General features: G+C 65.2%; 26 protein-coding genes, 1 pseudogene and 2 riboswitches. Of the genes and pseudogenes, 15 read left to right on the forward strand and 12 right to left on the reverse strand.

What is annotated here, in order from left to right:
• Positions 1–83: 83 nt before the first annotated feature.
• From ACVWW1_RS04475 to ACVWW1_RS04500, 6 genes and pseudogenes are all read right to left on the reverse strand, one after another.
• Complete coding sequence (locus tag ACVWW1_RS04475; protein WP_456654989.1) at positions 84–1,694, reverse strand: ABC transporter substrate-binding protein; 1,611 nt, start codon at positions 1,692–1,694, stop codon at positions 84–86.
• 258 nt (positions 1,695–1,952) lie between these two features.
• A riboswitch (glycine riboswitch) is annotated at positions 1,953–2,069 on the reverse strand.
• A gap of 3 nt (positions 2,070–2,072) precedes the next feature.
• Positions 2,073–2,182: riboswitch (glycine riboswitch) on the reverse strand.
• Between the two features lie 275 nt (positions 2,183–2,457).
• Entirely contained in the window at positions 2,458–3,576 is a 1,119-nt protein-coding gene (locus tag ACVWW1_RS04480) for a branched-chain amino acid ABC transporter substrate-binding protein (RefSeq protein WP_176530344.1), read from the reverse strand.
• A 166-nt stretch (positions 3,577–3,742) separates the two neighbouring features.
• A pseudogene (locus ACVWW1_RS04485) lies at positions 3,743–4,493 on the reverse strand (ABC transporter ATP-binding protein).
• Positions 4,490–5,323: an ABC transporter ATP-binding protein gene (locus ACVWW1_RS04490; RefSeq protein WP_176530346.1), complete on the reverse strand. Its 834-nt coding sequence runs from the start codon at positions 5,321–5,323 to the stop codon at positions 4,490–4,492. Before ACVWW1_RS04490 ends, ACVWW1_RS04485 begins: the two are co-directional and overlap by 4 nt.
• Positions 5,320–6,645 carry a high-affinity branched-chain amino acid ABC transporter permease LivM gene (gene livM, locus ACVWW1_RS04495; RefSeq protein ID WP_456654990.1) on the reverse strand — a complete coding sequence of 442 codons (1,326 nt, stop codon included), beginning with the start codon at positions 6,643–6,645 and terminating at the stop codon, positions 5,320–5,322. Before livM ends, ACVWW1_RS04490 begins: the two co-directional genes overlap by 4 nt.
• A gap of 10 nt (positions 6,646–6,655) precedes the next feature.
• Positions 6,656–7,573 (reverse strand): ABC transporter permease subunit, encoded by a 918-nt coding sequence (locus ACVWW1_RS04500; RefSeq protein ID WP_456654991.1) that lies wholly within the window; start codon positions 7,571–7,573, stop codon positions 6,656–6,658.
• 278 nt (positions 7,574–7,851) lie between these two features.
• On the opposite strand from ACVWW1_RS04500, the gene ACVWW1_RS04505 reads away from it, so the two are divergent.
• A complete protein-coding gene (locus ACVWW1_RS04505; RefSeq protein ID WP_176530348.1) occupies positions 7,852–7,995 on the forward strand; it encodes a hypothetical protein in 144 nt (47 codons plus the stop codon).
• A gap of 90 nt (positions 7,996–8,085) precedes the next feature.
• On the opposite strand, the gene ACVWW1_RS04510 is transcribed toward ACVWW1_RS04505, so the two are convergent.
• The gene (locus tag ACVWW1_RS04510; RefSeq protein ID WP_456654992.1) at positions 8,086–8,244 is read right to left on the reverse strand and encodes a hypothetical protein; all 159 of its coding nucleotides are present in this window, start codon (positions 8,242–8,244) and stop codon (positions 8,086–8,088) included.
• Between the two features lie 207 nt (positions 8,245–8,451).
• Positions 8,452–8,817: a hypothetical protein gene (locus ACVWW1_RS04515; RefSeq protein WP_456654993.1), complete on the reverse strand. Its 366-nt coding sequence runs from the start codon at positions 8,815–8,817 to the stop codon at positions 8,452–8,454.
• Positions 8,818–9,010: 193 nt separating this feature from the next.
• Here ACVWW1_RS04515 and ACVWW1_RS04520 point away from each other — a divergent pair, with 193 nt between their 5' ends.
• Complete coding sequence (locus tag ACVWW1_RS04520) at positions 9,011–9,538, forward strand: hypothetical protein (RefSeq protein ID WP_456654994.1); 528 nt, start codon at positions 9,011–9,013, stop codon at positions 9,536–9,538.
• Here ACVWW1_RS04520 and ACVWW1_RS04525 read toward each other — a convergent pair.
• The 3 genes from ACVWW1_RS04525 to ACVWW1_RS04535 all read right to left on the reverse strand — a co-directional run bounded on the left by ACVWW1_RS04525 (position 9,518) and on the right by ACVWW1_RS04535 (position 12,183).
• Complete coding sequence (locus tag ACVWW1_RS04525; protein ID WP_456654995.1) at positions 9,518–9,910, reverse strand: carboxymuconolactone decarboxylase family protein; 393 nt, start codon at positions 9,908–9,910, stop codon at positions 9,518–9,520. The genes ACVWW1_RS04520 and ACVWW1_RS04525 overlap by 21 nt on opposite strands.
• Before the next feature lie 110 nt (positions 9,911–10,020).
• Complete coding sequence (gene pcaD, locus ACVWW1_RS04530; RefSeq protein WP_456654996.1) at positions 10,021–10,803, reverse strand: 3-oxoadipate enol-lactonase; 783 nt, start codon at positions 10,801–10,803, stop codon at positions 10,021–10,023.
• Positions 10,804–10,827: 24 nt separating this feature from the next.
• Positions 10,828–12,183, reverse strand: a complete 1,356-nt coding sequence (locus ACVWW1_RS04535) for a 3-carboxy-cis,cis-muconate cycloisomerase (RefSeq protein ID WP_456654997.1) — start codon at positions 12,181–12,183, stop codon at positions 10,828–10,830.
• Between the two features lie 209 nt (positions 12,184–12,392).
• Here ACVWW1_RS04535 and ACVWW1_RS04540 point away from each other — a divergent pair, with 209 nt between their 5' ends.
• From ACVWW1_RS04540 to ACVWW1_RS04585, 10 genes are all read left to right on the forward strand, one after another.
• The gene (locus ACVWW1_RS04540; RefSeq protein WP_456654998.1) at positions 12,393–12,839 is read left to right on the forward strand and encodes an SRPBCC family protein; all 447 of its coding nucleotides are present in this window, start codon (positions 12,393–12,395) and stop codon (positions 12,837–12,839) included.
• 185 nt (positions 12,840–13,024) lie between these two features.
• On the forward strand, positions 13,025–13,510 hold the full coding sequence (locus tag ACVWW1_RS04545; protein WP_021077804.1) for a (2Fe-2S)-binding protein: 486 nt from the start codon (positions 13,025–13,027) through the stop codon (positions 13,508–13,510).
• A gap of 37 nt (positions 13,511–13,547) precedes the next feature.
• The gene (locus ACVWW1_RS04550; protein ID WP_456654999.1) at positions 13,548–14,354 is read left to right on the forward strand and encodes an FAD binding domain-containing protein; all 807 of its coding nucleotides are present in this window, start codon (positions 13,548–13,550) and stop codon (positions 14,352–14,354) included.
• Between the two features lie 114 nt (positions 14,355–14,468).
• Positions 14,469–15,374: an AAA family ATPase gene (locus tag ACVWW1_RS04555; protein WP_021077802.1), complete on the forward strand. Its 906-nt coding sequence runs from the start codon at positions 14,469–14,471 to the stop codon at positions 15,372–15,374.
• Between the two features lie 141 nt (positions 15,375–15,515).
• A complete protein-coding gene (locus ACVWW1_RS04560; protein ID WP_456655000.1) occupies positions 15,516–16,718 on the forward strand; it encodes a vWA domain-containing protein in 1,203 nt (400 codons plus the stop codon).
• 29 nt (positions 16,719–16,747) lie between these two features.
• Positions 16,748–17,071 carry an XdhC family protein gene (locus ACVWW1_RS04565; RefSeq protein ID WP_021077800.1) on the forward strand — a complete coding sequence of 108 codons (324 nt, stop codon included), beginning with the start codon at positions 16,748–16,750 and terminating at the stop codon, positions 17,069–17,071.
• Between the two features lie 2 nt (positions 17,072–17,073).
• Positions 17,074–17,775 carry an XdhC family protein gene (locus ACVWW1_RS04570; protein WP_456655001.1) on the forward strand — a complete coding sequence of 234 codons (702 nt, stop codon included), beginning with the start codon at positions 17,074–17,076 and terminating at the stop codon, positions 17,773–17,775.
• Complete coding sequence (locus ACVWW1_RS04575; RefSeq protein ID WP_456655002.1) at positions 17,772–19,376, forward strand: NTP transferase domain-containing protein; 1,605 nt, start codon at positions 17,772–17,774, stop codon at positions 19,374–19,376. The genes ACVWW1_RS04570 and ACVWW1_RS04575 overlap by 4 nt, the downstream gene beginning before the upstream one ends.
• Positions 19,377–19,658: 282 nt before the next feature.
• Positions 19,659–20,015 (forward strand): DUF4189 domain-containing protein, encoded by a 357-nt coding sequence (locus tag ACVWW1_RS04580; RefSeq protein ID WP_224924881.1) that lies wholly within the window; start codon positions 19,659–19,661, stop codon positions 20,013–20,015.
• A gap of 32 nt (positions 20,016–20,047) precedes the next feature.
• Positions 20,048–20,458 carry a DUF2000 family protein gene (locus ACVWW1_RS04585; protein WP_456655003.1) on the forward strand — a complete coding sequence of 137 codons (411 nt, stop codon included), beginning with the start codon at positions 20,048–20,050 and terminating at the stop codon, positions 20,456–20,458.
• A 306-nt stretch (positions 20,459–20,764) separates the two neighbouring features.
• Here the strand turns inward: ACVWW1_RS04585 and ACVWW1_RS04590 are convergent, their stop codons facing one another.
• Positions 20,765–20,968 carry a hypothetical protein gene (locus tag ACVWW1_RS04590; protein ID WP_456656700.1) on the reverse strand — a complete coding sequence of 68 codons (204 nt, stop codon included), beginning with the start codon at positions 20,966–20,968 and terminating at the stop codon, positions 20,765–20,767.
• On the opposite strand from ACVWW1_RS04590, the gene ACVWW1_RS04595 reads away from it, so the two are divergent.
• From ACVWW1_RS04595 to ACVWW1_RS04605, 3 genes are read left to right on the forward strand one after another with little or no spacing between them, the layout of a single operon-like run.
• Positions 20,943–21,503 (forward strand): TetR/AcrR family transcriptional regulator, encoded by a 561-nt coding sequence (locus ACVWW1_RS04595; protein ID WP_456656620.1) that lies wholly within the window; start codon positions 20,943–20,945, stop codon positions 21,501–21,503. The genes ACVWW1_RS04590 and ACVWW1_RS04595 overlap by 26 nt on opposite strands.
• A complete protein-coding gene (locus ACVWW1_RS04600; RefSeq protein ID WP_456655004.1) occupies positions 21,500–22,297 on the forward strand; it encodes an HlyD family secretion protein in 798 nt (265 codons plus the stop codon). Before ACVWW1_RS04595 ends, ACVWW1_RS04600 begins: the two co-directional genes overlap by 4 nt.
• Positions 22,294–23,253: an ABC transporter ATP-binding protein gene (locus ACVWW1_RS04605; RefSeq protein WP_456655005.1), complete on the forward strand. Its 960-nt coding sequence runs from the start codon at positions 22,294–22,296 to the stop codon at positions 23,251–23,253. The genes ACVWW1_RS04600 and ACVWW1_RS04605 overlap by 4 nt, the downstream gene beginning before the upstream one ends.
• The last annotated feature ends 6 nt before the right edge of the window (positions 23,254–23,259 follow it).

The following is a 23,259-nucleotide window of genomic DNA, read 5'->3' on the forward strand; positions in this document are numbered from 1 at the left end:
GATGTTTCTCGTTTCATCGCGTGGTGGAGGCTTCGGCCTGTCCCGGTAGCCGCCCGCGTCGATCAGAATCATGCGGGTTGAGACTACTCGGGTTTATCGATGTTCCAGAACAGCGGCGTGGCAGGACCATCGAGTATCCCCGTCAGCTCCTTGTGCCACACGCTTGGCGCAAAATACTGGCCCAGAGGAATGTAAGTCACACGGTCGAGCGCGCGCGCTTGAATCTCCGCCGCGATCTTCTTCTGTGCCTCGGGCGAGCCGGCGCGGGCGAAGGCATCGCGAAGGCTCTCCATTTGCGGGTCGTCCGGCCAGCCGACCCATCCGCCCTTGCGACCCCTGCTGTTCAGGGGAGCGCTGACGACGGGATTCATGATGTCGGCAATGCCCCAGTTGGTGAAGAACATGTTCCAACCGCCATCCTTCGGCGGCTTCTGGCTTGCGAAGACCATGTTCGCTGTCTGCCAGTCCATGGACTGGACCGTCACCTGGAAGCCAGCCTGACGCAGCAGCTGCGCCGCGACGATGGGCTGCGTCTTGAGGGTCACCACATCGGTCGGTGCCAGCATCACGACCGGCGTGCCGTCGTAACCGGATTCGGCCAGCAGCTTCTTGGCCTCGGCCATGCCGCCGCCCTTGACGAGAGAGCCCGATCCGAGATCGGAGGCGAGCGGTGTGTCGCAGCCGAAAACGGCGCCGCAAATCTTATAGAGCTTCGGATCCCCGACCATGGCGTCGAGTATGTCCTTCTGGCTCAGCGCCATCATGGCAGCCCGGCGCACCTTGACGTTGTCGAATGGCGGATAGAGAAAATTCATCCGCCCGATGGTCTGGAAGCCTAGACCGCTCAAAGGGCGCGACGTCAAATTCCTGTCGGCTTGCAGGATCGGCAGCATGTCGAATGACGGCCGCTCCAGGAAATCGATGTCGCCGGACTGAAGCGCGCTGGTTGCAGTCTGAACGTCGGGCATCGTGATCCATTCGACGCGATCGATCTTCACCACCTTGCCGCCCGAGGTCCAGCTTGGCGGCTCGGCGCGCGGCACATAGTCCTTGTTCTTCTCGTAGACGGCCTTCACGCCGGGCTGGAATTCCGCCGGGACGAACTTGAAAGGTCCCGAGCCGATCTGCTCGGGGATCGGCCGATCCGACGGTGTGTCGGCAAGGCGCTTCGGCATCATGAAAGGCACCAGCGTGGATGGCTTACCGAGCGACTCCAGCACCAGGCCGTAGGGTTCCTTGAGTTTCAGCACGATCGTCCTGGTGTCGGGGGCCTCAAGGCCGGCGGTGAAGTCCATCAGCTTCTGGCCCATGCCGTCGACGGCAGCCCAGCGCTTCAATGACGCGATGCAGTCGTCCGCGGTCACCGGCGTTCCGTCATGCCACTTCAGGCCGTCGCGCAGCGTGAACGTGTAAGTCAGCTTGTCGTCGGACACCTTCCAGTCCGCCATTTGAGGCCGGATCGTGAAGCTGGAGTCCATCGCCACCAGCGTGTCGTAGACCATATAGCCGTGGTCACGCGTGATGTAGGCTGACGAAACGATCGGATCGAGTGCCCGCAGGTCCGAATGCATCACTGCCCTGATCGTCTTGGCGTGAGACAGGCCGGGCCATACGAGAGCGGTGGCGAGCAGCAGCCCGCGTAACGCGGTTTTCATTGACATCGGGGTGTTTCTGGCTCGCGGGGTGGCTGACATCATTTTCCTCGGATGAACGCTGAACGGACTTTGATCGGCGCGTTGAAGAGCGCAATGGTTGAATGGAAGCCGCCCGCCGGTTCGGGATGCCTTTGTCGCGGCGTCGAGACATCCGTCGAAGGCAATCGCGCGTCCGCGTCACACGGATGGTCGTTGCGTCGGTGAGGCCGGCGCCGACGAGTGCAATGAAGGGCATGTCTTGAAGAGGCTCCCGGACGCTAGAGTCGCCCCGCCGGCGCAAACCGGTGGAGGCGCCCCATCTGTCCCGGTACCTGAGAGCTTGATCCGTTGCAGCCGATGCTCAATGCAATGGCTCGATGACGGATATCCCCTTCGGTGGACACCGCATCAAGGATACGGTGTCTCTCTCCAGATCGTCCTGACGACACGGTCCTTGTGCCTGAGAGTTTCCGGGGCGGTTGCTCCGTCGGCGCCGAACACGAAAACGACGTGCTCGCTTTCGTTTCGATCTCTCCCGCATCGTCGCGTTGGACTGTCAAAACGATATTGTGCGCTCCCAAGCCAGGCAAGACTAAACTTCAATCGGGATCTGCCCACATCATATGCGATCAGTCCTGCGGGGCTGATGGCTCCGTCAACTGCGTGGTCGTGCAATTCGCAATTGGAGCTGCGGAAACAGAAGCGGTATTTCCGTCTGCGAGGCGTCGCGCGACAGGCCGGGCGTCGCGATCCTGCCCCAATAAAAAACGCCCCGGCTGACCGGGGCGTTTCGTGTCTCGGATGGGATCAAGACGCGAGAGGCTCAGGAGCCCTTCGGATTGATCTCGGTGTAGTTGCCCTTGGCGTCCCACTTGTAGACGACGTAGTCGATCGCCTTGATGTCGCCCTTGGCGTCGAAGCCCATCTTGCCGAGCACGGTGTCCCAGTCGCCGGCCTTGATGGTGTCCATCACCTTCTTGGCGTCGGTGGTGCCGGCCTTGGCGACGGCCTGCGTCCACACCTGCATCGCGGCGTAAGTGTAGAGCGTGTAGCCTTCGGGATCGATGTTCTTGGCCTTGAACTTCTCGACGATCGCCTTCGCGGTCGGCTTGTTGCGCGGATCGGGGCCGAAGGTGAACAGCGTGCCTTCGGCGGCGGGGCCGGTAATCGAGGCGAACTCCTTGTCGTTCATGGCGTCGCCCGCCATCAACACGGTCTGCAGGCCCTGGTCGCGCATCTGGCGCAGGATCAGGCCGGCTTCCTGATGGTAGCCGCCGACATAGACCAGATCGATATTGTCGCGCTTCAGGCGCGAGACGATCGAGTTGAAGTCCTTGTCGCCCTTGTTGTAGGACTCGAACATCTTCTCCTGGAAGCCGGCCTTGTTCAGCGCCTTCTTGGTCTCGTCGGCTAGGCCTTTGCCGTAGGTGGTCTTGTCGTTCAGGATCGCGACGTTCTTGCCCTTGAAGTTCTTCATGATGTAGTCGGCGGCGACCAGGCCCTGCTGGTCGTCACGGCCGCAGACGCGCGCCACGTTCCACAGCTTGCGCTCGGTGAACAGCGGGTTGGTCGAGGCCGGGGTGATCTGCAGCACGTTGGCGTCGGCATAGGCCTCGGAGGCCGGGATCGAGGACGACGAGCAGAAATGGCCGGCCACGAACGGGATCTTCGCGGAGCCGATCTTTTCCGCGATCGAGCGCGCCTGCTTCGGATCGCAGGCATCGTCGTCGGCTTCCAGCGCGATCTTCTTGCCCAGCACGCCGCCGGCGGCGTTGATGTCGGCGACTGCCTGCTCGGCGCCGTTCTTCATCTGCCGGCCAAAAGCGGATTCGGAGCCCGTCATCGGGCCCGCGACTGCGATGGTGATGTCTTGCGCGAACGCGCTCGCCGATAATGCGAACGAAGCGCCCAGTGCCAGGCCGATCAGCTTCAGTGATTTCATGAGACGTCCCTCGTGGTCGTTGCCTCTTGCGGAAGGGCCCGGCACGCCGGGCCCCAAAACCGCGGGCATTCTCGGCTGATTTCGCAGCGAAGTCACCGGCAATTTTCAGGCAAATCGACGCTGCATCAGCCGCATCCCGCTGCACGGGGCGGCGCTCAGGGGTGAGCTAGCCGCGGCGGCCGCCTTCCAGATAGGCGGCGCGGATTTCCGGGCGCTGCAGCAATTCGGCGCCGGTTCCGGCCAGCGTGATCAGGCCGTTGACCATCACGTAGCCGCGATGGGCGAGCTTCAGCGCATGGTTGGCGTTCTGCTCGACGATCAGCACGGTGAGGCCGTCCTGCCGGTTCAGCGTGCCGGATGGCATCGAAGATCTGGCGCGCGATCAGCGGCGCGAGGCCGAGCGAAGGCTCGTCCAGCATCAACAGGCGCGGCCGGCTCATCAGGGCGCGGCCGATCGCGAGCATCTGCTGCTCGCCCCCCGACAGCGTGCCGCCGCGTTGTGCGACGCGCTCCTTCAGCCGCGGAAACAGCGCGAACACGCGCTCCAGCCCGGCTTCGCGCTCGGCCTCGCTGCATTCGGTGGCATCGGCGCCCATCTGCAGGTTTTCCGCGACGCTCATGCGCGGAAAGATCCGCCGGCCCTCGGGCGATTGCGCGATGCGCAGCCGCGCGATCTCGTGGGTCGGCACGCCGGTGATGTCGTGGCCGTCGAATTCGATGCGGCCGGCGCGGGCGCGCGGCCGGCCGAAGATCGTCATCATCAGCGTCGACTTGCCGGCGCCATTGGCGCCGATCAGGGCGACGATCTCCCCTCGATTGATCTCGATGTCGACGCCCTTGAGCGCCTCGATCTTGCCGTACGCCGCACGCACGCCGCGCACCGCGAGCAGGGGTGTGGTTGCCGCTGCCGCGCTCACGTGCCGCTCTCCATCACGGCGATCGCCTCTTCCTCGTCGGCGCCGAGATAGGCGGCGATCACCTTGGGGTCGTCGCGCACCGCCTGCGGCGTGCCTTCGGCGATCTTGACGCCGTAGTCCATGACCACGATGTGATCGGAGATCTCCATCACGACCGACATGTCGTGCTCGATCAGCAGGATCGAGGTGCCCTGTTCGTTGCGGATCGACAACAGCAGTTCGTTGAGGCCGCCGCTCTCGCGCGCGTTCAGTCCGGCCGCGGGCTCGTCAAGGCAGAGCAGCGCGGGTTCAGTACACATCGCGCGCGCGATCTCGAGCCTGCGCTGGTCGCCATACGGCAAATTGCCCGCCGCGTCGTCGGCGCGGTCGAGCAGGCCGACGCGGTTGAGCCAGGTCCGCGCCAGCTCGATGGCGCGCGCTTCGGCCTCGCGCCAGGACGGCAGGCCGAGCAGGCCGAGCAGGGTCAGGCCCGAGGCGCGCATCAGTGCGTTGTGCTGGGCGACCATCAGGTTTTCCAGCGCGGTCATGCCGGGAAACAGCCGGATGTTCTGGAAGGTGCGCGCCACCTTGGCCTGCTTGGAGATGCGGAAATCGTTCAGCCGCTCGAGCTGGATGGTGCGGCCGTCGTCATGGGCGAGGCGGATCGCGCCGCCGCTCGGCCGGTAGAAGCCGGTGATGCAGTTGAAGACGGTGGTCTTGCCGGCGCCGTTCGGCCCGATCAGCGCGGTGATCTTGCGTCGCTCGGCCGCAAAGGAGAGCTCGTTGACCGCGACGATGCCGCCGAAGCGCATCATCAGGCGGTCGACGGTGAGGATGTGGTCGCCGCTCATCCGTGGCCCTCCTTGACGAGGTCGGAGGAGATCGCCTGGTTGCGCTCCAGGAACACGGTGGGCGCGCGATGGCCGATCAGTCCGCGCGGCCGCCAGATCATCAACAGCACCATCGCGATGCCGAACACCAGCATGCGGTATTGATCGAGGCCGCGGAACAATTCGAAGCCGCCGATCATGGCGAGCGCGGCAAGCGCGACGCCGAGCTGCGAGCCCATGCCGCCGAGCACGACGATCGCCAGCACCAGCGCCGATTCCTGGAAGGTGAAGGATTCCGGGCTGATGAAGCCCTGCCGCGTGGCGAAGAACGCGCCGGCGAGGCCGCCGAACATCGCACCGGTCGCGAATGCCGTCAGCTTGGTGGTGGTGGTGTTGATGCCGAGCGCGCGGCAGGCGACCTCGTCCTCGCGCAGCGCCTCCCAGGCGCGGCCGATCGGCAGCCGCCGCAGCCGGATCGTCACCCAGTTGGTGAGCAGCGCCATCGCGAGGATCAGATAGAACAGGAAGACGAGGCGGTGGGTCGGCGAGAACTCGATGCCGAGCTTGGCGGCGAGCCCGTCGTCGCCCGGCGTCAGCGGAATGCCGAACATGGTCGGGCGCGGAATCCCCGAGACGCCGTTGGGGCCGCCGGTCAGGCTCTGCCAGTTGATGATGACGAGGCGGATGATCTCGCCGAAAGCGAGCGTCACGATTGCCAGATAATCGCCGCGCAGCCGCAGCACCGGGAAGCCGAGCAGCACGCCCCAGAACGCCGCCAGGATGCCGGCGAGCGGCAGGCAGACCCAGAACGACAAGCCGAAATTGGTCGCAAGCAGCGCGTAGGAATAGGCGCCGACCGCATAGAAGGCGACATAGCCGAGGTCGAGCAGGCCGGCGAGGCCGACCACGACGTTCAAGCCCCAACCCAGCATCACATAGGTCAGGACTAGGATCCCGAGATCGAGAATGTAGCGTTGATCGTAGAAGATCACGGGGACGAGGAAGGTGAACACAAGCAGCGCCGTCGCAAGCCAGCGGCCTGCGAATGCAAGCGTGGTTTGCACCGGCTTGGGTACGATGCGCACCTTGTCGACCGGGCCCCACCATTGCCGCAACAGCTCGACGATGATGCTGCCGCCAAATACGATCGCGACCATCGCGGCGAGGTCGCCGAACCGCGTCCAGTAGATCAGGCCGCCTTGCGGTCCGGCCTCGGTGCGCACGCCGATCATCAGCGAGAACAGCACCAGCGCGACCAATGCGCTGATCAGGGCTTTCTTGAGGATGAAGGCGCTGCCCAAGGGCTGCGCGGCGGGCGATGGGCGGGCTGAGGTCGCGCTCACGAAGTGCCTGTCAGACTTTTTCGACTTCGGGACGGCCAAGCAGGCCGGTCGGCATGAAGATCAGCACCACGATCAGGATCGAGAACGCGGCGACGTCCTTGTATTCCACCGAGAAATAGGCCGACCAGAACGTCTCGATCAGACCGATCGCAAGCCCGCCGAGCATCGCGCCCGGCAGCGAGCCGATGCCGCCGAGCACGGCGGCGGTGAACGCTTTGATGCCGGCGACGAAGCCCATGAAGAAATCGACCAGGCCATAATACAGCAGGTACATCATGCCGGCGACGGCGGCGAGCGCGGCACCGATCACGAAGGTCATCGAGATGGTGCGGTCGACGTCGACGCCGAGCAGTGCGGCCATGGTCTGGTCCTGCTCGCAGGCGCGCATGTCGCGCCCGAGCCGGGTGCGCGACACCAGCCAGGTGAACAGCGCCAGCACCACGATGGTGGCGAGCACGACCATGATCTGGACGTTGGAGAGCTGCACGGCGAAGCCTTCGGAGCCCTCATGCAGCGTGTAGCCGCCGGTGATGATCGGCGGCACCGGCTTGACGCGCGCACCCTGTGACACCTGCGAGAAGTTGGTCAGCACGAACGACATGCCGATCGCCGACAGCATCGGCGCCAGGCGGAACGAATGCCGCAAGGGCCGGTAGGCGATGCGCTCGATGGTCCAGCCATAGAGCGCGGTGATCGCCATCGAGACCAGCAGCACGATCAGAAGGATCAGGGGGATCGCGGTGAGGCCGAGCGACACCAGCACCAGGAACGAAATCAGCGCGATGAAGCCGCCGATCATGAAGATGTCGCCATGGGCGAAGTTGATCATGCCGACGATGCCGTAGACCATCGTGTAGCCGATGGCGATCAGGCCGTAGATCGAACCGAGCACGAGGCCGTTGATCAGTTGCTGGGCGAAATAATCCATGCGCTGCCGTAACTCGAGGGGTGACGCGCCGAGGGCCCCCGGCAGCCTGATCCGTCGCGTCGTGGTATTTTCTAACAGTGGAACCCCGGCGGCGGCAACAGCGTGGCAGCAGCAGACGAGGGCTTGTACATAACTACTTCGGCGGGTGCGGTTCCGATGTCACAGGGTCGACACCTCGTTGCCTTGCAATGATCGCGCCGGAACCCGTGTTCCCCGAGCAACCGCGGTCCTGACGGTGCGTTGTCCCGAGCTTGATGAAAGCAAAGGGAGTTAAGCGAATGAGCAATCAGAACCAGAACCCCGGCCAGCAGAACCAGAACCCGAGTCAGAAGCCCGGTCAGCAGCAGGGCGGCGGCCAGAAGCCTGGCCAGCAGCAGCAGGATCCCGGCCGGCAGGGCCAGAAGCCCAATCCGGAGCGCTAGTTCGGCGCAATTGAGCAGATTCAACCAAAGGGCCTCGCCGAACGGCGAGGCCTTTTTGTTCGGGACTTCTTCCGCTTCTGCCTGTGTTGCTCAGGCCAGCTGATCGGCGAAGCGGCCGCGGAAGGCATATGAACCGAAATGCGTAAGCTCGCTTCGAAGGTCCAGCCAGATTTCACCGCCGAGGTCGAGCCAGCGCCGGCAGAAGGCGTAATCTTCGGACAAATACTCGCCGGTCGTCTTGTCGATCATGCATTCGAACAGCGAGACGCGGCCGAGGTCGGCGCGAACCAGGTCGCCGGTGTTTAAGTCGCTCTTGTGGTTCGCCCGATATTTGAGCTCGGGATGGGCGTCGCATCGCACAGCCTGACGAGGGCGGATCGCTTCATCATCAGGAAGCCGGTTCCGGCATATCGGACCTTGGCGAAGCCATCGCCGCGAGCCGTGATCTGGTCGCCTTCACATGTGACGACATAGTCCAGCGAGGATGACGAGAGGTTCTTGCGCTTGGCGTCCGCAGCCCGCTGCACCTTTTCCCAATCGATGTGCTTGAGCGGGTAGGCTGCGGCCGAAACATCGGCGCCGCAGTCCACCGATATCGGCATCGATGAACAGCAGATGGCTGGCGCCGGATACAAGGAATTGGTGGGCCAGTTCGTTCCGGGCGCGCACGATCAGCGATTCGTTTCCTATCAGGTGGAACTGGATGTCGATGCCCCGGGCAGTGGCCACGGCCTGAAGCTTCAGGGCAGACAGCACATAGGCCATCTTAAGGTCGCCGCCGAAGCAGGGCGTCGCGACGGAAATGCGGGTTCTTTCGCTCATTTTACCCCCTTTATCCCGGCCGGCGCAGGTGCTGGGCAGATCCTGGCCTGGCCCGATCGCATCGATCCGGAACCATCGCACCGCGCTTAACCTTAACAAAGGGTTTAAATTGCTGCCGGCAATCGATCGGCGTTACCTCGCAGGCTGAACCGTCGCCGATCCAAAAGGCGCCGGAGAGAAGCGGGAAGCGGTAATGTCGAGCAACTGGCGGATCAGCTCCTTCAACGGCGCGCTGCTTGCGGCCTATTTCATTCCGGTCTGGACCATCATCGCCTTCAGCATCATGGTGTCGCCGGTCCACGGCCTCTACGAGCGGCCGAGCGTGTCGATCGCGCTCTACGCCAGCGACTATCTGCACCTCGGCAAGATGGCGACGGTGCGGCTGGCATGGCTGCTGGCGCTGGCGCGGATCACGGTGGTGGCGTTCTTCGCGGTCTTCCTCGCGATGACGGCCTTTTCGCCGTTGCGCAAGACCAGCAGCGGCGCCGACGAGGCGCTGGCGGTCGCGCTCTGCCTCGGCAGCGTGCTGAGCTTTGCCAGCATGATGATGGCATCCAAAGTCGGCGAGATCGAAGCGTTGCGCATGCATGCGGCCGAGCTTCTGATGCTGCTCGGCACCGCGATCGTGATGCTGTTCGAGACCTCGCCGAAGTCCGTCGCCAAGGCGCCGGCCGTCGAGACCAGCGCACCGGCGAGCGAGCTATCCCTTCAGCAGCCCTAGTTCGGCGATGATCGCGCCGGCTTCCTTGACGGCGTGATTGGCTGCGGGCACGCCGCAATAGATCGCCTGCTGCAGCAAGATCTCCTTGATGTCCTCGGGCGTGAAGCCGCCTTCGCTGAGCGCTGCGCGCACATGCAGGCGGAACTCGTCCCACTGGCCGAGCGCGACCATGGTGCCGATGACGAGCACGCGGCGCGTGCGGTGATCGAAATGCGGCCGGGTCCAGATGTCGCCCCACGCATAGCGCGTGATCAGGTCCTGGAAGTCGGTGTTGAACGGGTTGCGGTTCTTGATCGACTTGTCGACCCATTCATTGCCCAGCACCTTGCGGCGCTGCGTCATGCCGTCGTCACGGCGCTGATTGTCGTCCATCGGTGTCTCCTCCCGTCATTGCGAGCAAAGCGAAGCAATCCATTTCACCACTTGCGGAGGCATGGATTGCTTCGTCGCTGTCCCCTCGCAATGACGTTTGTGGTTGCGGATTAACGTTGCGTCAGGAAGCCGACCACGGCTTCGGTGAAGGCGTGCGATTGCTCGACATTGGAGATGTGCGCGGCATCGAGCAGCGTCATGCTGGCGCCGGGAATGCCGCTGCGGATCATCTCGCCCGCCGACACCGGTGTCGCCATGTCCTGCTTTCCCGCGATCACCAGCGTCGGGCTCTTGATCCTGGGCAACAGCGCGCGTTGGTCGAGCGTCGACAGTGCCTCGCAGCAGGCGAGATAGCCCTCGACGGGAGAGGCCAGCAGCATCGCCTTCATGCGTGCCGTGGTCTCCGGCTCGCGCTCGCGGAAGTCGGCAGTCAGCCAGCCCGCGATCACGGCATCGGCGACGGCGGCGATGCCGCCTTGCTTCACCGCCTTGATGCGGTTCTGCCAGTTGGTCGGATCGGGATAGTAGCAGGCGGTGTTGGCGAGGATGATCTTGCCGAATCTTTCAGGCGCATTGGCGCCGAGCCATTGCCCGACCATGCCGCCCATCGACAGGCCGCACCAGTGCACCTTCTCGATGTTGAGGTCGTCGAGGATCGCGAGCACGTCGCGGCCGAACCGCTCCATCGCGTAGGGGCCGGCCGGCACGCCGGACTTGCCGTGGCCGCGACGATCGTAGCGGATGACGCGGAACATCTGCGTCAGCGCCCGCATCTGCGGCTCCCACATCTGCAAGGTGCAGCCGAGCGAGTTCGACAGCATCAAGGTCGGTCCGCCGTCGCGGCCATCCACCTGGACGTTGAGCAGGCATCCGTCGGCGTTGATCATCGGCATCGTCTTGTCCCTCTCGTCATCCCGCTACTTGTCATCCAGTGAAGCCAGCAGCCGGTCAATCAGCGCCTGTGAGGCGCCCTGATAGGCCATCGGCTCGAACAGTTCTGCTATGCGCTTGGCATCGAGATGCGCGGTGGCCTTGGCATCGGCCGACAGCACGTCGCGCAAATGCTTCTTCTCCGCGACCGCTTTCTTGCTGTCGGCTTCGATCAGGTGATGGGCGTCGCTCTTGCCGATCTTTTCGGCCAGCGCAAATGTGACGGCTTCCGCCATGATCAACCCGTGGGTCGCATCGAGATTGACGCGCATCCGCGCCGCATCGACCTCGAGGCCTTCGGCGAGATCGACGATCGCGGCGAGCGCGCCCGAGGTCACCAGCATCAGGGCCGGCAGGGTCGGCCATTCCGCATGCCATGGGCCGGCGCTGCGCTCATGGTCCTGCACCTGCGCGGCGAAGATCGTGGCAGTGAGGTTCGGCGCCATGGTCGCAGCCCCCAGCGCGCTCGCGGCGGCGACGGGATTGCGCTTGTGCGGCATGGTCGAGGAGCCGCCGCGGCCGGCGCCCGCGGGCTCGAAGGCTTCGCCGACATCGGTCTGCATCATCAGCGAGACGTCGCGCGCGATCTTGCCGCAGCTGCCGGCGAGGATCGCAAACACCGACGCGGCCTCCGCGATGCGGTCGCGGTGGGTGTGCCAGGGCGCATCCGGCAGCGGCAGGTCGAGCTCTTTCGCAAGCGCTTCGGCAACCGCGAGGCCCTTGTCGCCGAGCGCGGCGAGCGTGCCGGCGGCGCCGCCGAATTGCACGGCCAGCGTCTCGCGGCGCAGGCGCAGCAAGCGCTTGCGGGAGCGATGCAGGGCTGCGGCATATTCGGCGAGCTTCAGCCCGAACGGCATCGGCAGCGCATGCTGCAGCCAGGTCCGCGCCACCACCGCGGTGTTGCGATGGGCAAGGGCAAGCCCGGCAAAGCCGGCAACGGCGCGGTCGAGATCGGCCAGCAGAACGTCGATGCCGGCGCGCAACGACAGCATAGTGGCAGTGTCGACGACGTCCTGGCTGGTTGCGCCCCAGTGCACGTAGCGCGCCGCCTCGGCGTCCTCTTTGGCGACGTTGGCGGTCAGGGCCTTCACCAGCGGGATCGCCAGATTGCCGGATCGCGTCGCGGCATCGGCCAGCGCGGCGAGGTCGAATGATTCGGCTTTGCAGGCGGCGCCGATCGGGCCGAACGCCTCGTGCGGGATTACGCCGCAGGCCACTTCGGCCCCGGCCAGCGCGGCCTCGAAATCCAGCATGTTTTGCAGGGTAGCAGCGTCGTCGCAGACCGCGCGCATCGCGGCGCTCGACAGCATCGGCGCAAGCAGGGGGGAGAGGGCTGTGCTCATGGCGCGCGACCTAACCACTGTCGCGCGCTCCTGCCAATGCCCCGGCGCTGCCGCTGATTTCGACAGCGCCGATCGCGCGATTTTGTGAACAGCGGACGCGTCTTGCTGCGGTGCGAATATGCATCGCTCATCCTCCGAAGGTGCCCTTTCCTTTGCGCCCCGGCTGCTTTACTTGGGGGAAAGGTTCTTGCGATCGAGGAGGTCCCCCCATGGCCATGACGATGACCGGCGAAGTCCAGCTTGCAGCGCCGCGCCAGGCTGTGTGGGACAAGCTCAACGATCCCGCGGTGCTGAAGGCCTGCATTCCCGGCTGCGAAGAGCTGGAGAAGACCGACGAGGGCGGCTTCCGCGCCACCGCCAAGATGAAGGTCGGCCCGGTCTCCGCCCGCTTCAAGGGCAAGGTCACCTTGAGCGATCTCGATCCGCCGAACGGCTACAAGATCTCAGGCGAAGGCGAGGGCGGGGTCGCCGGCTTCGCCAAGGGCGGCGCCACTGTCGGCCTTGCCGACAAGGATGGCGGCACGCTGCTGAGCTACAACGTGGAGGCGCAGATCGGCGGCAAGCTCGCCCAGCTCGGCCAGCGCCTGATCAACGGCGCCGCCAAGAAGCTGGCGGACGAATTTTTTGCAAATTTCGCCAAGGCGGTACAAGGTTGAAGGCGATGCAGGGGTAACCCCGCAGGCGGGCCGGATCATTCAGGCCCCGCTGTGTCTTGCCGTTATGTCCTGGGTGGGGGGCTCGAAAGGTTGCCCATCGCGGGGCGCGCCCATATTATGCCGTCTGGAATGATTTTAAACCGCCTGCTTCGCCGATATGCGGTGGCGCAGATAAGAGAGTGCTGATGGCCAAGATTTCAATGATCGTGAACGGCAACCCCGTGAACGCGAATGTCGACCCCCGTACCCTTCTGGTCCAGTTTCTGCGCGAAAACCTGCGGCTGACAGGCACCCATGTCGGCTGCGACACCTCGCAGTGCGGCGCCTGCGTCGTGCACCTGGACGGGAAGGCGGTGAAGTCCTGCACGACGCTCGCGGTGATGGCCGACGGTCATGAGGTCAAGACCATCGAGGGGCTGGCGGCCGATGGCGCGCCGCTGCATCCGATGCAGGAGGCCTTCCGCGAGCATCACGGCCTGCAATGCGGCTTCTGCACGCCCGGCATGATCATGACCGCCGTCGACCTGGTCCATCGCAAGGGCCACGACCTCTCCGACGAGGTGATCCGCGAAGAGCTGGAAGGCAATCTGTGCCGCTGCACCGGCTACCAGAACATCGTTGCTTCGATCGCCGCCGGCGCCAAGGCGATGGCCAAATCGGACCTCGCCTAATCAGCAATTCGTCGCGACAAGCGATCAGGACATTCCAATGTACGAATTCAAATATCATCGTCCCGGGACCGTGCGGCAGGCCGCCAATCTGCTGGTGAAGAACGAGGACGCCAAGCTGATCGCCGGCGGTCACACGCTGGTGCCGGTCATGAAGCAGCGGCTCGCGAGCCCGCCGCATCTGGTCGACCTCTCCCATATCGAAGGTCTCGACACGATCGAGATGAAGGGCCGCTCGCTGGTGATCGGCGCCACCGCCAAGCACGCCGAGGTCGCGAACTCCGCGATCGTCGGTGAGGCGATCCCGGCGCTGGCCGAGCTCGCCGGCATGATCGGCGATCCTGCCGTGCGCCACCGCGGCACCATCGGCGGCTCGCTCGCCAACAACGACCCGACCGCCGACTATCCGGCCGCGGTGCTGGCGCTGGGCGCAACCATCGTCACCAACAAGCGCCGCCTGAAGGCCGAGGAGTATTTCCAGGGCCTGTTCTCGACTGCGCTCGAGGCCGACGAGATCATCACCAAGGTGATGTTCCCGCTGCCGAAGAAGGCGGCCTATGTCAAGTTCCGCAACCAGGCCTCGCGTTATGCGTTGGTCGGCGTGTTCGTGGCCAAGCGTCCGTCCGACGTACGTGTCGCGGTCACCGGTGCGGGCTCCGACGGCGTGTTCCGCGTCGCCGCGTTCGAGGAGGCCCTGAAGAAGCGCTTCTCGCACAAGGTGCTCGACGGCATCGCGGTTCCCCCCGACGGGCTGAACAGCGACCTGCACGGCAGCGCGGAATACCGCGCGCATCTGATCGGAGTTCTGACGCGCAGGGCGGTGGAAGCCGCCAACGCCAAGGACTAGATCCAAGGGACCGAAAAGGCACTAGATCCCAAGATCTAGATCGCAAGGTCTAGATCCAAGAACCAAATCCACGGTCGTGATTTTGCTAACCCCTGTTCGAAGACTGGCTATTCCATGAGTGCATCGGCGTTACCCACTTCCGTCGATGCGCTCGAGGAGCTGCTGACGTCGCGCGGCTATCTCGCCGAACGCTCGCTGGCGACCGTGACCTATCTCGCGCTGCGCATGGGCCGGCCGCTGTTCCTCGAAGGCGAGGCCGGCGTCGGCAAGACCGAGATCGCAAAGGTCCTGTCGGCGGCGCTCGGGCGCAAGCTGATCCGCCTGCAATGCTATGAAGGCCTCGATGTCGCCTCCGCCGTCTATGAGTGGAGCAGCGCGGCGCAGATGATCGCGATCCGGCTCGCGGAGGCCTCGGGCGATACCGATCGCGACCAGCTTGCGAGCGACATCTTCGCCGAGCGCTTCCTGATCAAGCGGCCGCTGCTGCAGGCGCTTGAGCCCGACGTCGCTGGCCCCCCGGTGCTGCTGATCGACGAACTCGACCGCGCCGACGAGGCGTTCGAAGCGTATTTGCTTGAAATCCTCAGCGACTTCCAGGTCACGATCCCCGAGCTCGGCACCGTGAAGGCGCCGGCGCCGCCGATCGTGATCATTACCTCGAACCGCACCCGCGAGATCCACGACGCGCTGAAGCGCCGTTGCCTTTATCACTGGGTGGATTATCCCACAGCGGAGCGCGAGCTCGCGATCGTCAAGTCGCGGGTGCCGAACATTTCCGCGAAGCTGTCGCAGCAGGTGGTCCGCTTCGTGCAGGCGCTACGCAACCAGGATTTCTACAAGTCGCCGGGCGTCGCCGAGACCATCGACTGGGCCACGGCGCTGTCCGAGCTCGACGCCCGCTCGCTGACGCCGCAGGTGGTCGGCGACACGCTGGGCGCACTCCTGAAGTACCAGGACGACATCGCGCGCATGCAGGGCGATGCGTTGCAGAAGACATTGAAGGAAGCGACGAGCGACTAACTGGGTCGCGCGCGTTACAACATCGTTCGTCATTTGGGAGCGCGCCACTTGGCGCGAGCCCTGAATCCATACTCACGATCGTGGTTATGGATTCCGGGCTCTCGCTTCGCGATCCCCGGAATGACGGGAGTGGATAGTTCGATGCCGATCAACCACCTCGCGCCTCCGACCGGCCACATGGCCGACAACGTGATCGGCTTTGCCCGCGCGCTGCGGGCGGCTGGGCTCCCGGTCGGGCCGGGCTCGGTGATCGATGCGCTCGATGCGCTGCAGCTGATCGAGGTCGGACATCGCTCCGACTTCTACGCCACGCTGGAGGCGATCTTCGTCAAGCGCCATGAGCATGCGCTGATCTTCCGCCAGGCCTTCGAGCTGTTCTTCCGCGCCGCCGAGGAGTGGAAGAGCATGCTGGATTCCGTCCCGCTGCCCGACCACGCCAGGAAGAAGCCGCCGCCGGCCTCGCGCCGCGTCCAGGAGGCGATGACGCAGCCGGCGAAGAGCGAGGAGCGGCCGCAGGCCCAGGAGCAGGAGCTGAAGCTCTCGGTCTCTGACAAGGAGGTGCTGCAGAAGAAGGATTTTGCGCAGATGACCGCGGCGGAGATCGCCGAGGTGACGCGCGAGATTGCCAGGATGCGGCTGCCGCAGGCCGAACTCGTGACCCGCCGCTACCAGCCGGATGCACGCGGCTTGCGGCTCGACATGCGCCGCACCGTGCGCAACTCACTGCGCACCGGTGGCGAGATCATCGACATCCGCAAGCTCGGCCGGATCGAGAAGCCGGCGCCGATCGTGGCGCTGCTCGATATCTCCGGCTCGATGAGCGAGTACACCCGCCTGTTCCTGCACTTCCTGCACGCCATCACCGACTACCGCAAGCGGGTCTCGGTGTTCCTGTTCGGCACCCGCCTGACCAATGTGACGCGCGCGTTACGGGCACGTGACCCCGACGAGGCGCTGGCGAGCTGCACGTCCTCGGTCGAGGACTGGGCGGGCGGGACGCGGATCGCGACCTCGCTGCACACCTTCAACCAGCTCTGGGCCCGCCGGGTGCTCGGGCAGGGCGCGATCGTCCTCCTTATATCCGATGGACTAGAACGCGAGGCCGATGCCAAACTGGCCTTCGAGATGGACCGATTGCACCGCTCCTGCCGCCGCCTGATCTGGCTCAACCCGCTGCTGCGCTATTCCGGCTTCGAGGCCAAGGCCCAGGGCATCAAAATGATGCTGCCCCACGTTGACGAATTTCGCCCGGTGCATAACTTGACGTCCATCAAGGGCTTGATCGGGGCGCTGTCGTCCCCGCCGCCGGCGCACCACCGCAGCCTGATCCGCTCTGTAGCCTAAGAAGCCTGACCCGATAGCAGGAGGCCACCATGCTGAACCGCGACGAAGACATCCTTCAGGCCGCCGAGACCTGGCAGAAGCAGGGCCATGGCGTGGCGCTCGCCACTGTGGTCGAGACCTGGGGCTCGGCGCCGCGCCCGGCCGGCTCGAGCCTCGTCATCAATGACGACGGCACGTTCTTGGGCAGCGTTTCTGGCGGCTGCGTCGAGGGCGCGGTGGTGACGGAAGCGCTCGACGTGATCGCGAGCGGCCAGCCAAAAATGCTCGAATTCGGCGTCGCCGACGAGACGGCCTGGAATGTCGGCCTGTCCTGCGGCGGCACCATCCGCGTGTTCGTCGAGAAGGTCGGTTAGCCGTGAAGCTCGAGATCCTGAAAGAGCTCAACGCCGAGCGCGCCGCGCGCCGCCCGGTCATCATCGTCACCGACACCGCCAATGGCGAGCAGCGCCTGGTCAAGGCGAAAGACATCGCCGCCGATCCGCTGCGCGTCGAGCTCGCCAAACAGCTGCGGATGGGCAAGAGCGGCAATGTCGAGGCCGGCGGAAAAAAGCTGTTCCTCAACGTCTACGCGCCGACCGCAAAGCTCGTGATCATCGGCGCGGTCCATATCAGCCAGGCCCTGGCGCCGCTGGCGCGCTCGCTCGACTATGACGTCACGGTGGTCGATCCGCGCACGGCGTTTGCAAGCCCGGAGCGTTTCCCCGACGTGCCGCTGGTCGCCGAATGGCCCGACGTCGCGCTGCCGCCGCTCAATGTCGATCACTACACGGCGTTCGTCGCGGTGACGCATGATCCCAAGATCGACGATCCGGCGCTGCTGCACGCCTTCGACCGCGACTGCTTCTACATCGGCGCTCTCGGCTCGCGGAAGACCCACGCCAAGCGCGCCGAGCGGTTGCGAGCGCTAGGCGCGCGGGACAGCGACATCGCGCGCATCCACGCGCCGATCGGGCTCGACATCGGCGCGGTGTCGCCGTCGGAGATCGCGGTCGCGATCATGGCCGAGATCACCGCGCAGCTGCGTTTGCCTCCCAAAGAAAAAGAAGAAGCGGCATGAAGTTCGGTCCCGCCAGTCCGGCCGACGCGATTGGCGGCGTCACCGTGCATACGCTCCGCCAGGGCACGCTGGTGCTCAAGAAGGGCACCACGATCGGCCCGGATGAGGTCGAGGCGCTGACCAGGGCCGGCGTCAAGGACGTCGTCGTGGTGCGGCTCGAGGAGGGCGATGTCTCCGAAGACGTCGCTGCCGCCAGCATCGCGCAGGCGGTGGCGGGCGAGGGCGTCAATGTCGAGCGCGCCTTCACCGGCCGCGCCAACCTGTTCGCGGCGCGCCCCGGCGTGCTGGTGGTCGACCGCGCCGCGGTCGATCGCATCAACGGCGTCGACGAGGCGATCACCTTTGCGACCCTGGCGGCTTTCAAGCCGGTGGTCGAAGGCGAGATGATCGCGACCGTCAAGCTGATCCCGTTCGGCGTCGAAGGCCGGCTGCGCGACGCGGCCGTGGCTGTCGCCGGCAAGGACACGCTGCGGATCGCGCCCTATGTGATCCGGAAGGTCGGCGTGGTCTCGACCTTGCTGCCGGGCCTCGCGCCGAAAGTGATCGACAAGACGCTGCGCGTCACCGCCGAACGGCTGGCGCCGGCCGGCGCCACCATCATCGCCGAGCGCCGGGTGCCGCATGACGAGACCGTGCTCGCGGCCTCGATCAAGGAATTGCTCGGCTTGGGGGCCGAGCTCGTCATCGTCTTCGGGGCGTCCGCGATCGCCGACCGCCGCGACGTGATCCCGGCCGCCCTCACCGGGATCGGCGGCGCCATCGAGCATTTCGGCATGCCGGTCGATCCCGGCAACCTGCTCCTGATCGGCAGCGCCGGCGGCGTGCCGGTGCTGGGCGCGCCGGGCTGCGCGCGCTCGCCGGTCGAGAACGGTTTTGACTGGGTGCTGATGCGGCTGCTCGCTGGCATCAAGGTGACGCGGTCGGATCTCACCGGCATGGGCGTCGGCGGTCTTCTCATGGAGATCGTGACGCGGCCGCAGCCGCGCACCGTCCCGGACACCGAAGGCAACCGCAACGTCGCGGCGATCGTGCTCGCGGCGGGACGCTCGACCCGGATGGGCGGCCCGAACAAGCTGCTCGCCGAACTCGACGGCAAGAAGCTCGCGCGCATCGTCGCCGAGCAGGCGCTGGCCTCGAAGGCATCGGAGGTGATTGTCGTCACCGGGCACCAGGCCGACCTGGTCGAGCAGGCGCTTGATGGACTCAAGGTCAAGTTCGTCCGCAACCCGGATTTCGCCGGCGGACTCGCCACCTCGGTGAAGGCGGGCATTGCGGCGGTGTCCGACAAGGCGGACGGCGCGATCGTCTGCCTCGGCGACATGCCGCTGATCGATGCGAAGCTGATCGATCGTTTGATCGAGACCTTCGAGCCCGATCGCGGCCATCTGATCGCAGTGCCGGTCAGCGAGGGCCGCCGCGGCAATCCGGTGTTGTGGTCGCGGCGTTTCTTCAGGGAATTGATGACGCTCGATGGCGACATCGGCGCGCGTCATCTGATCGCCAAGCATTCCGAGGTGGTTGCCGAGGTCCCCGTCGAAGGCAACAGTGCCTTCCTCGACATCGACACGCCGCAGGCGCTGGAAGCCGCGCGGCGCGGCTAGCTCCATCCGCCGTCGTCCCGGCCAAGCGAAGCGCGAGCCGCAACCCATAACCACAGGATGCACTTGTTGTGCGACGCTGGCGGCCCCAGCGAATTCGATCACACAAGGCGGTGGTTGTGGGTCCCGGCTTTCGCCGGGACGACCAGCGGATAGAACTCCTCGCAACCCGTCATTCACCATCTGGAAACGACCCCTGCGTACAGTCCGCGCCGGACTTTGGGGGATTTCCGCTTGATCATTTCGACCGCCGCCGCGCAGCGCCGCGCGCTGACGATTCTCGTCCTGACATTGCTGCTCGGTGCCACGCGTTTCTCCGTGGAAACCTTCATCCCCAAGGCTCACGCCGCCGGCGCGTTCGCGGTCGGCAAATGCGGGGCGTATGGCCAGGCCTACGACTATCCGGCGGAGGGCGCGGCGCGCGTCGCGGCGCTGAAGCAATGCAAGGGCGATTGCACCACCGTCACCATGAAGCGCGCCTGTGCCGCGCTCGCGATCGACATGAAGAATCCTTGCGGCGCGCATGGCTATGCGGTGGCGCCCAGGATCTCGAGTTCGCTCAATGCCGCGACCAAGAAGTGCTACGACTACGGCGGCAAGGAATGCGTGATCCGCGCCTGGGCCTGCGACGCCAAGGGGTAGGCGGCACGGCATACTGCGGATAAGCTCGCACCATGCAGTTCGACACCAAGATCGCGGTCGTGATCCGCACCGACCTGGAAGTCTGGCAGAAGCTCAACGTGGCGTCGTTTCTGGCCGGTGGCATCGCAGCTTCCTTTCCCGAATGCATCGGCGAGAATTACGAGGACGGCTCGGGGACGAAGTATCTGTCCCTGATCGGCCAACCGATCCTGATCTACGGCGCCGATCGCGCGCAGTTGTCGCGCGCGCTGGATCGCGCGCTGGCGCGCGACGTGCGGCCGGCGCTCTACACCGAGGATATGTTCGAGACCACGCATGACGCCGCCAATCGCGAGGTGGTGAGGGCAGTGGCACGTAGCGATCTCAACCTGGTCGGCCTCGCCATCCGCGCCGAGCGGAAGGTGGTCGACAAGATCCTCGATGGGCTGAAGTTTCACACGTAGTCGGGCCGGCTCCCGCCGTCGTCGTCATTCCCCGGTGCGCAATTGCGCACCTGCGGGCTCGCGTAGCGAGAGCCCGGAATCCATTCCACCACTTGCTTAGCTGCCGGATGGATTCCGGGCTCAGCCTTTCGGGCTGCCCCGGAATGACGGGAGGAAAAGGCTGCGCGGTATCATTGGGTTGCCGACGGCGCGAAACTCCGCAGCAAATAGAAGCGTCGCCGTTTGATCGCGCTCAAGCCGTCGAACGCCAGTCTTTCGTAAGGAAGCGCGTTGCTTCTGCCGAATTGACAATGACTGACTAGTCAGTCATATTCTGACCATGACCGAGCGCATGAAAACATCGACCCGCACCCAGCCTGCAAAACGCCGGTCCGCGACCCGGGCCGCCTCGGCGAGGATCCCCAAGGTGACCTCAGCCAAACTGCCTGAGGCGAGGCCCGCCTCAAACCGCGCCGGGAAATCCGCGGAGCGGCGCGCGGCGATCATCGAGGCGGCGATGGACGAGTTCATCGCACGCGGCTTTGCCGCGACGCGGCTCGACGACGTCGCCAAGCGGGCCGGCGTCGCCAAGGGCACGCTCTATCTCTACTTCAAGGACAAGGAGACGATGTTCGAGGAGCTGATCCGCACCGCGCTGGTGCCGCTGATCGGCCGCTTGACCGCGCTGCCCACCATCACCGGTCCCGTGCGCGACGCGGTGGAGGGATTTGCCGAGACCTTCATGCGCGAGGTCGTGGCGACCCGGCGCGGCGACATCATCCGCCTGATCGTGTCCGAAGGGCCGCGCTTTCCGGCGATCGCCGACTTCTATTTCCGCGAGGTGGTGTCGAAGGGCCTGACCGGCATGAAGGCACTGGTGCAGCTCGCGATCACGCGCGGCGAGATCAAGCACCGCGAGCTCGGGGATTTCCCGCAGCTGGTCGTCGCGCCCGCGATCGTCGCGGTGATCTGGCAGAGCCTGTTTGCCCGGCACGCGCCGCTCGACGGGCTCGCGATGTTCAAGGTTCATCTCGATCTGATCTTCGGCGAACGGAGGAAGACATGACCGCTTCGCGCATGATGAAGCTGATCACGGTCGTCGCGCTGGCGACGGCGCTGGCCGGGTGCAAGGAGAAGCGCGACCCCGGCTTCCAGGGCTGGGTCGAGGCCGACATGATCTTCGTCAGCCCGGATGAATCCGGCCGCGTCATCAAGCTCAACGTGCGCGAGGGCGACGAGGTCAAGCCCGGCGATCTGCTCTATTCGGTCGACGACGATCTGCAGCGCGCCGATCTCAACCAGAACAATGCGACCCTGGCGAACGCGCAGCAGAGCTATGACCGCGCGGCCTCGCTGCGCGGCACCGGCGCCGGCACCCAGGCCAATCTCGATTCCGCCGTTTCGGCGCTGCGCGTCGCGGAAGCGCGCGTCGTCACCTCGCAGACGCGGCTCGACCGCCGCAAGGGCTTTGCGCCGATCGCGGGCTCGATCCAGCAGATCTATTTCCGCGAGGGCGAGATGGTGCAGGCGCAGCGGCCGGTGCTGTCGATCATGCCGCCCGGCAACATGAAGCTGCGCTTCTTCGTGCCGGAAACCGAGCTGCCGAAGCTCGCGCTTGGCGACGAGGTGAGGGTCACCTGCGACAATTGCGCCGCCGACCTCACCGCCAAGATCTATTTCATTGCGACCACGGCGGAGTACACGCCGCCCGTCATCTACAGCCTCGATGAGCGCAACAAGCTGGTCTATCTGATCCAGGCGCGGCCGAGCCGGCCCGATGTCCTGCGTGTCGGCCAGCCGATCAGCATCTACCTCAATCCCAAGACTAACTCGAAGATGCCAATGGCGGCACGCAGATGAAAGGCGGTCCGACCAACGCCCGCTCCAACGCATCGTCCATCGCGATCGATGTGAAGGGCCTGACCAAATCGTTCAATGGGCGCGAGGTGGTCCACGACCTGTCGATGCAGGTCAAGCGCGGCGAGATCTATGGATTCCTCGGTCCAAACGGCAGCGGCAAGACCACGACCATCCGCATCCTGTGCGGCTTGTTGACGCCCGACAGTGGCGAGGGCACCTGCCTCGGCTACGACATCCGGCGCGATGCCGACAAGATCAAGCGCAAGGTCGGCTACATGACGCAGCGCTTCAGCCTCTACCAGGATCTGTCCGTACGGGAGAACCTGGAATTCGTGGCGCGGCTCTACGGCATGCCGGACGCGCGCGGCGCCGCGCGCGACATGATCGCGCGCATCGGCCTCAAGGGGCGCGAGGAGCAGCTCGCCGGCGAATTGTCGGGCGGCTGGAAGCAGCGACTGGCGCTTGGCGCCTGCACGCTGCCCAATCCGCAATTGCTGCTGCTCGACGAACCCACCGCCGGCGTCGATCCAAAGGCGCGGCGCGATTTCTGGAACGAGATTCACGCACTCGCCGCCGAAGGCCTCACCGTGCTGGTCTCGACCCACTACATGGACGAAGCCGAGCGCTGTCATGAGATCGCCTACATCGCCTACGGCCATCTCCTGGCGCATGGCACGGTGGATGAGGTGATCGCGAAGTCCGAGTTGTCGACCTGGACGGTCACCGGCGAGGATTTCAACGGACTGATGGCCGAGCTCACCGGCAAGCCCGGCGTCGACATGGTGGCGCCGTTCGGCACCAGCCTGCACGTCTCCGGCCGTGACAAGACGGCGCTCGAGGGTGCCATTGCGCCGTATCGCGGCAGTGCGAAGTGGCATTGGCAGGCGAGTGAGCCATCGCTCGAAGACGTCTTCATCGACCTGATGGGGCGCTCTAAAGACAACTTCCAGGGATGACTTCCG

It is taken from the genome of Bradyrhizobium sp. JR3.5 (genome assembly GCF_054057015.1).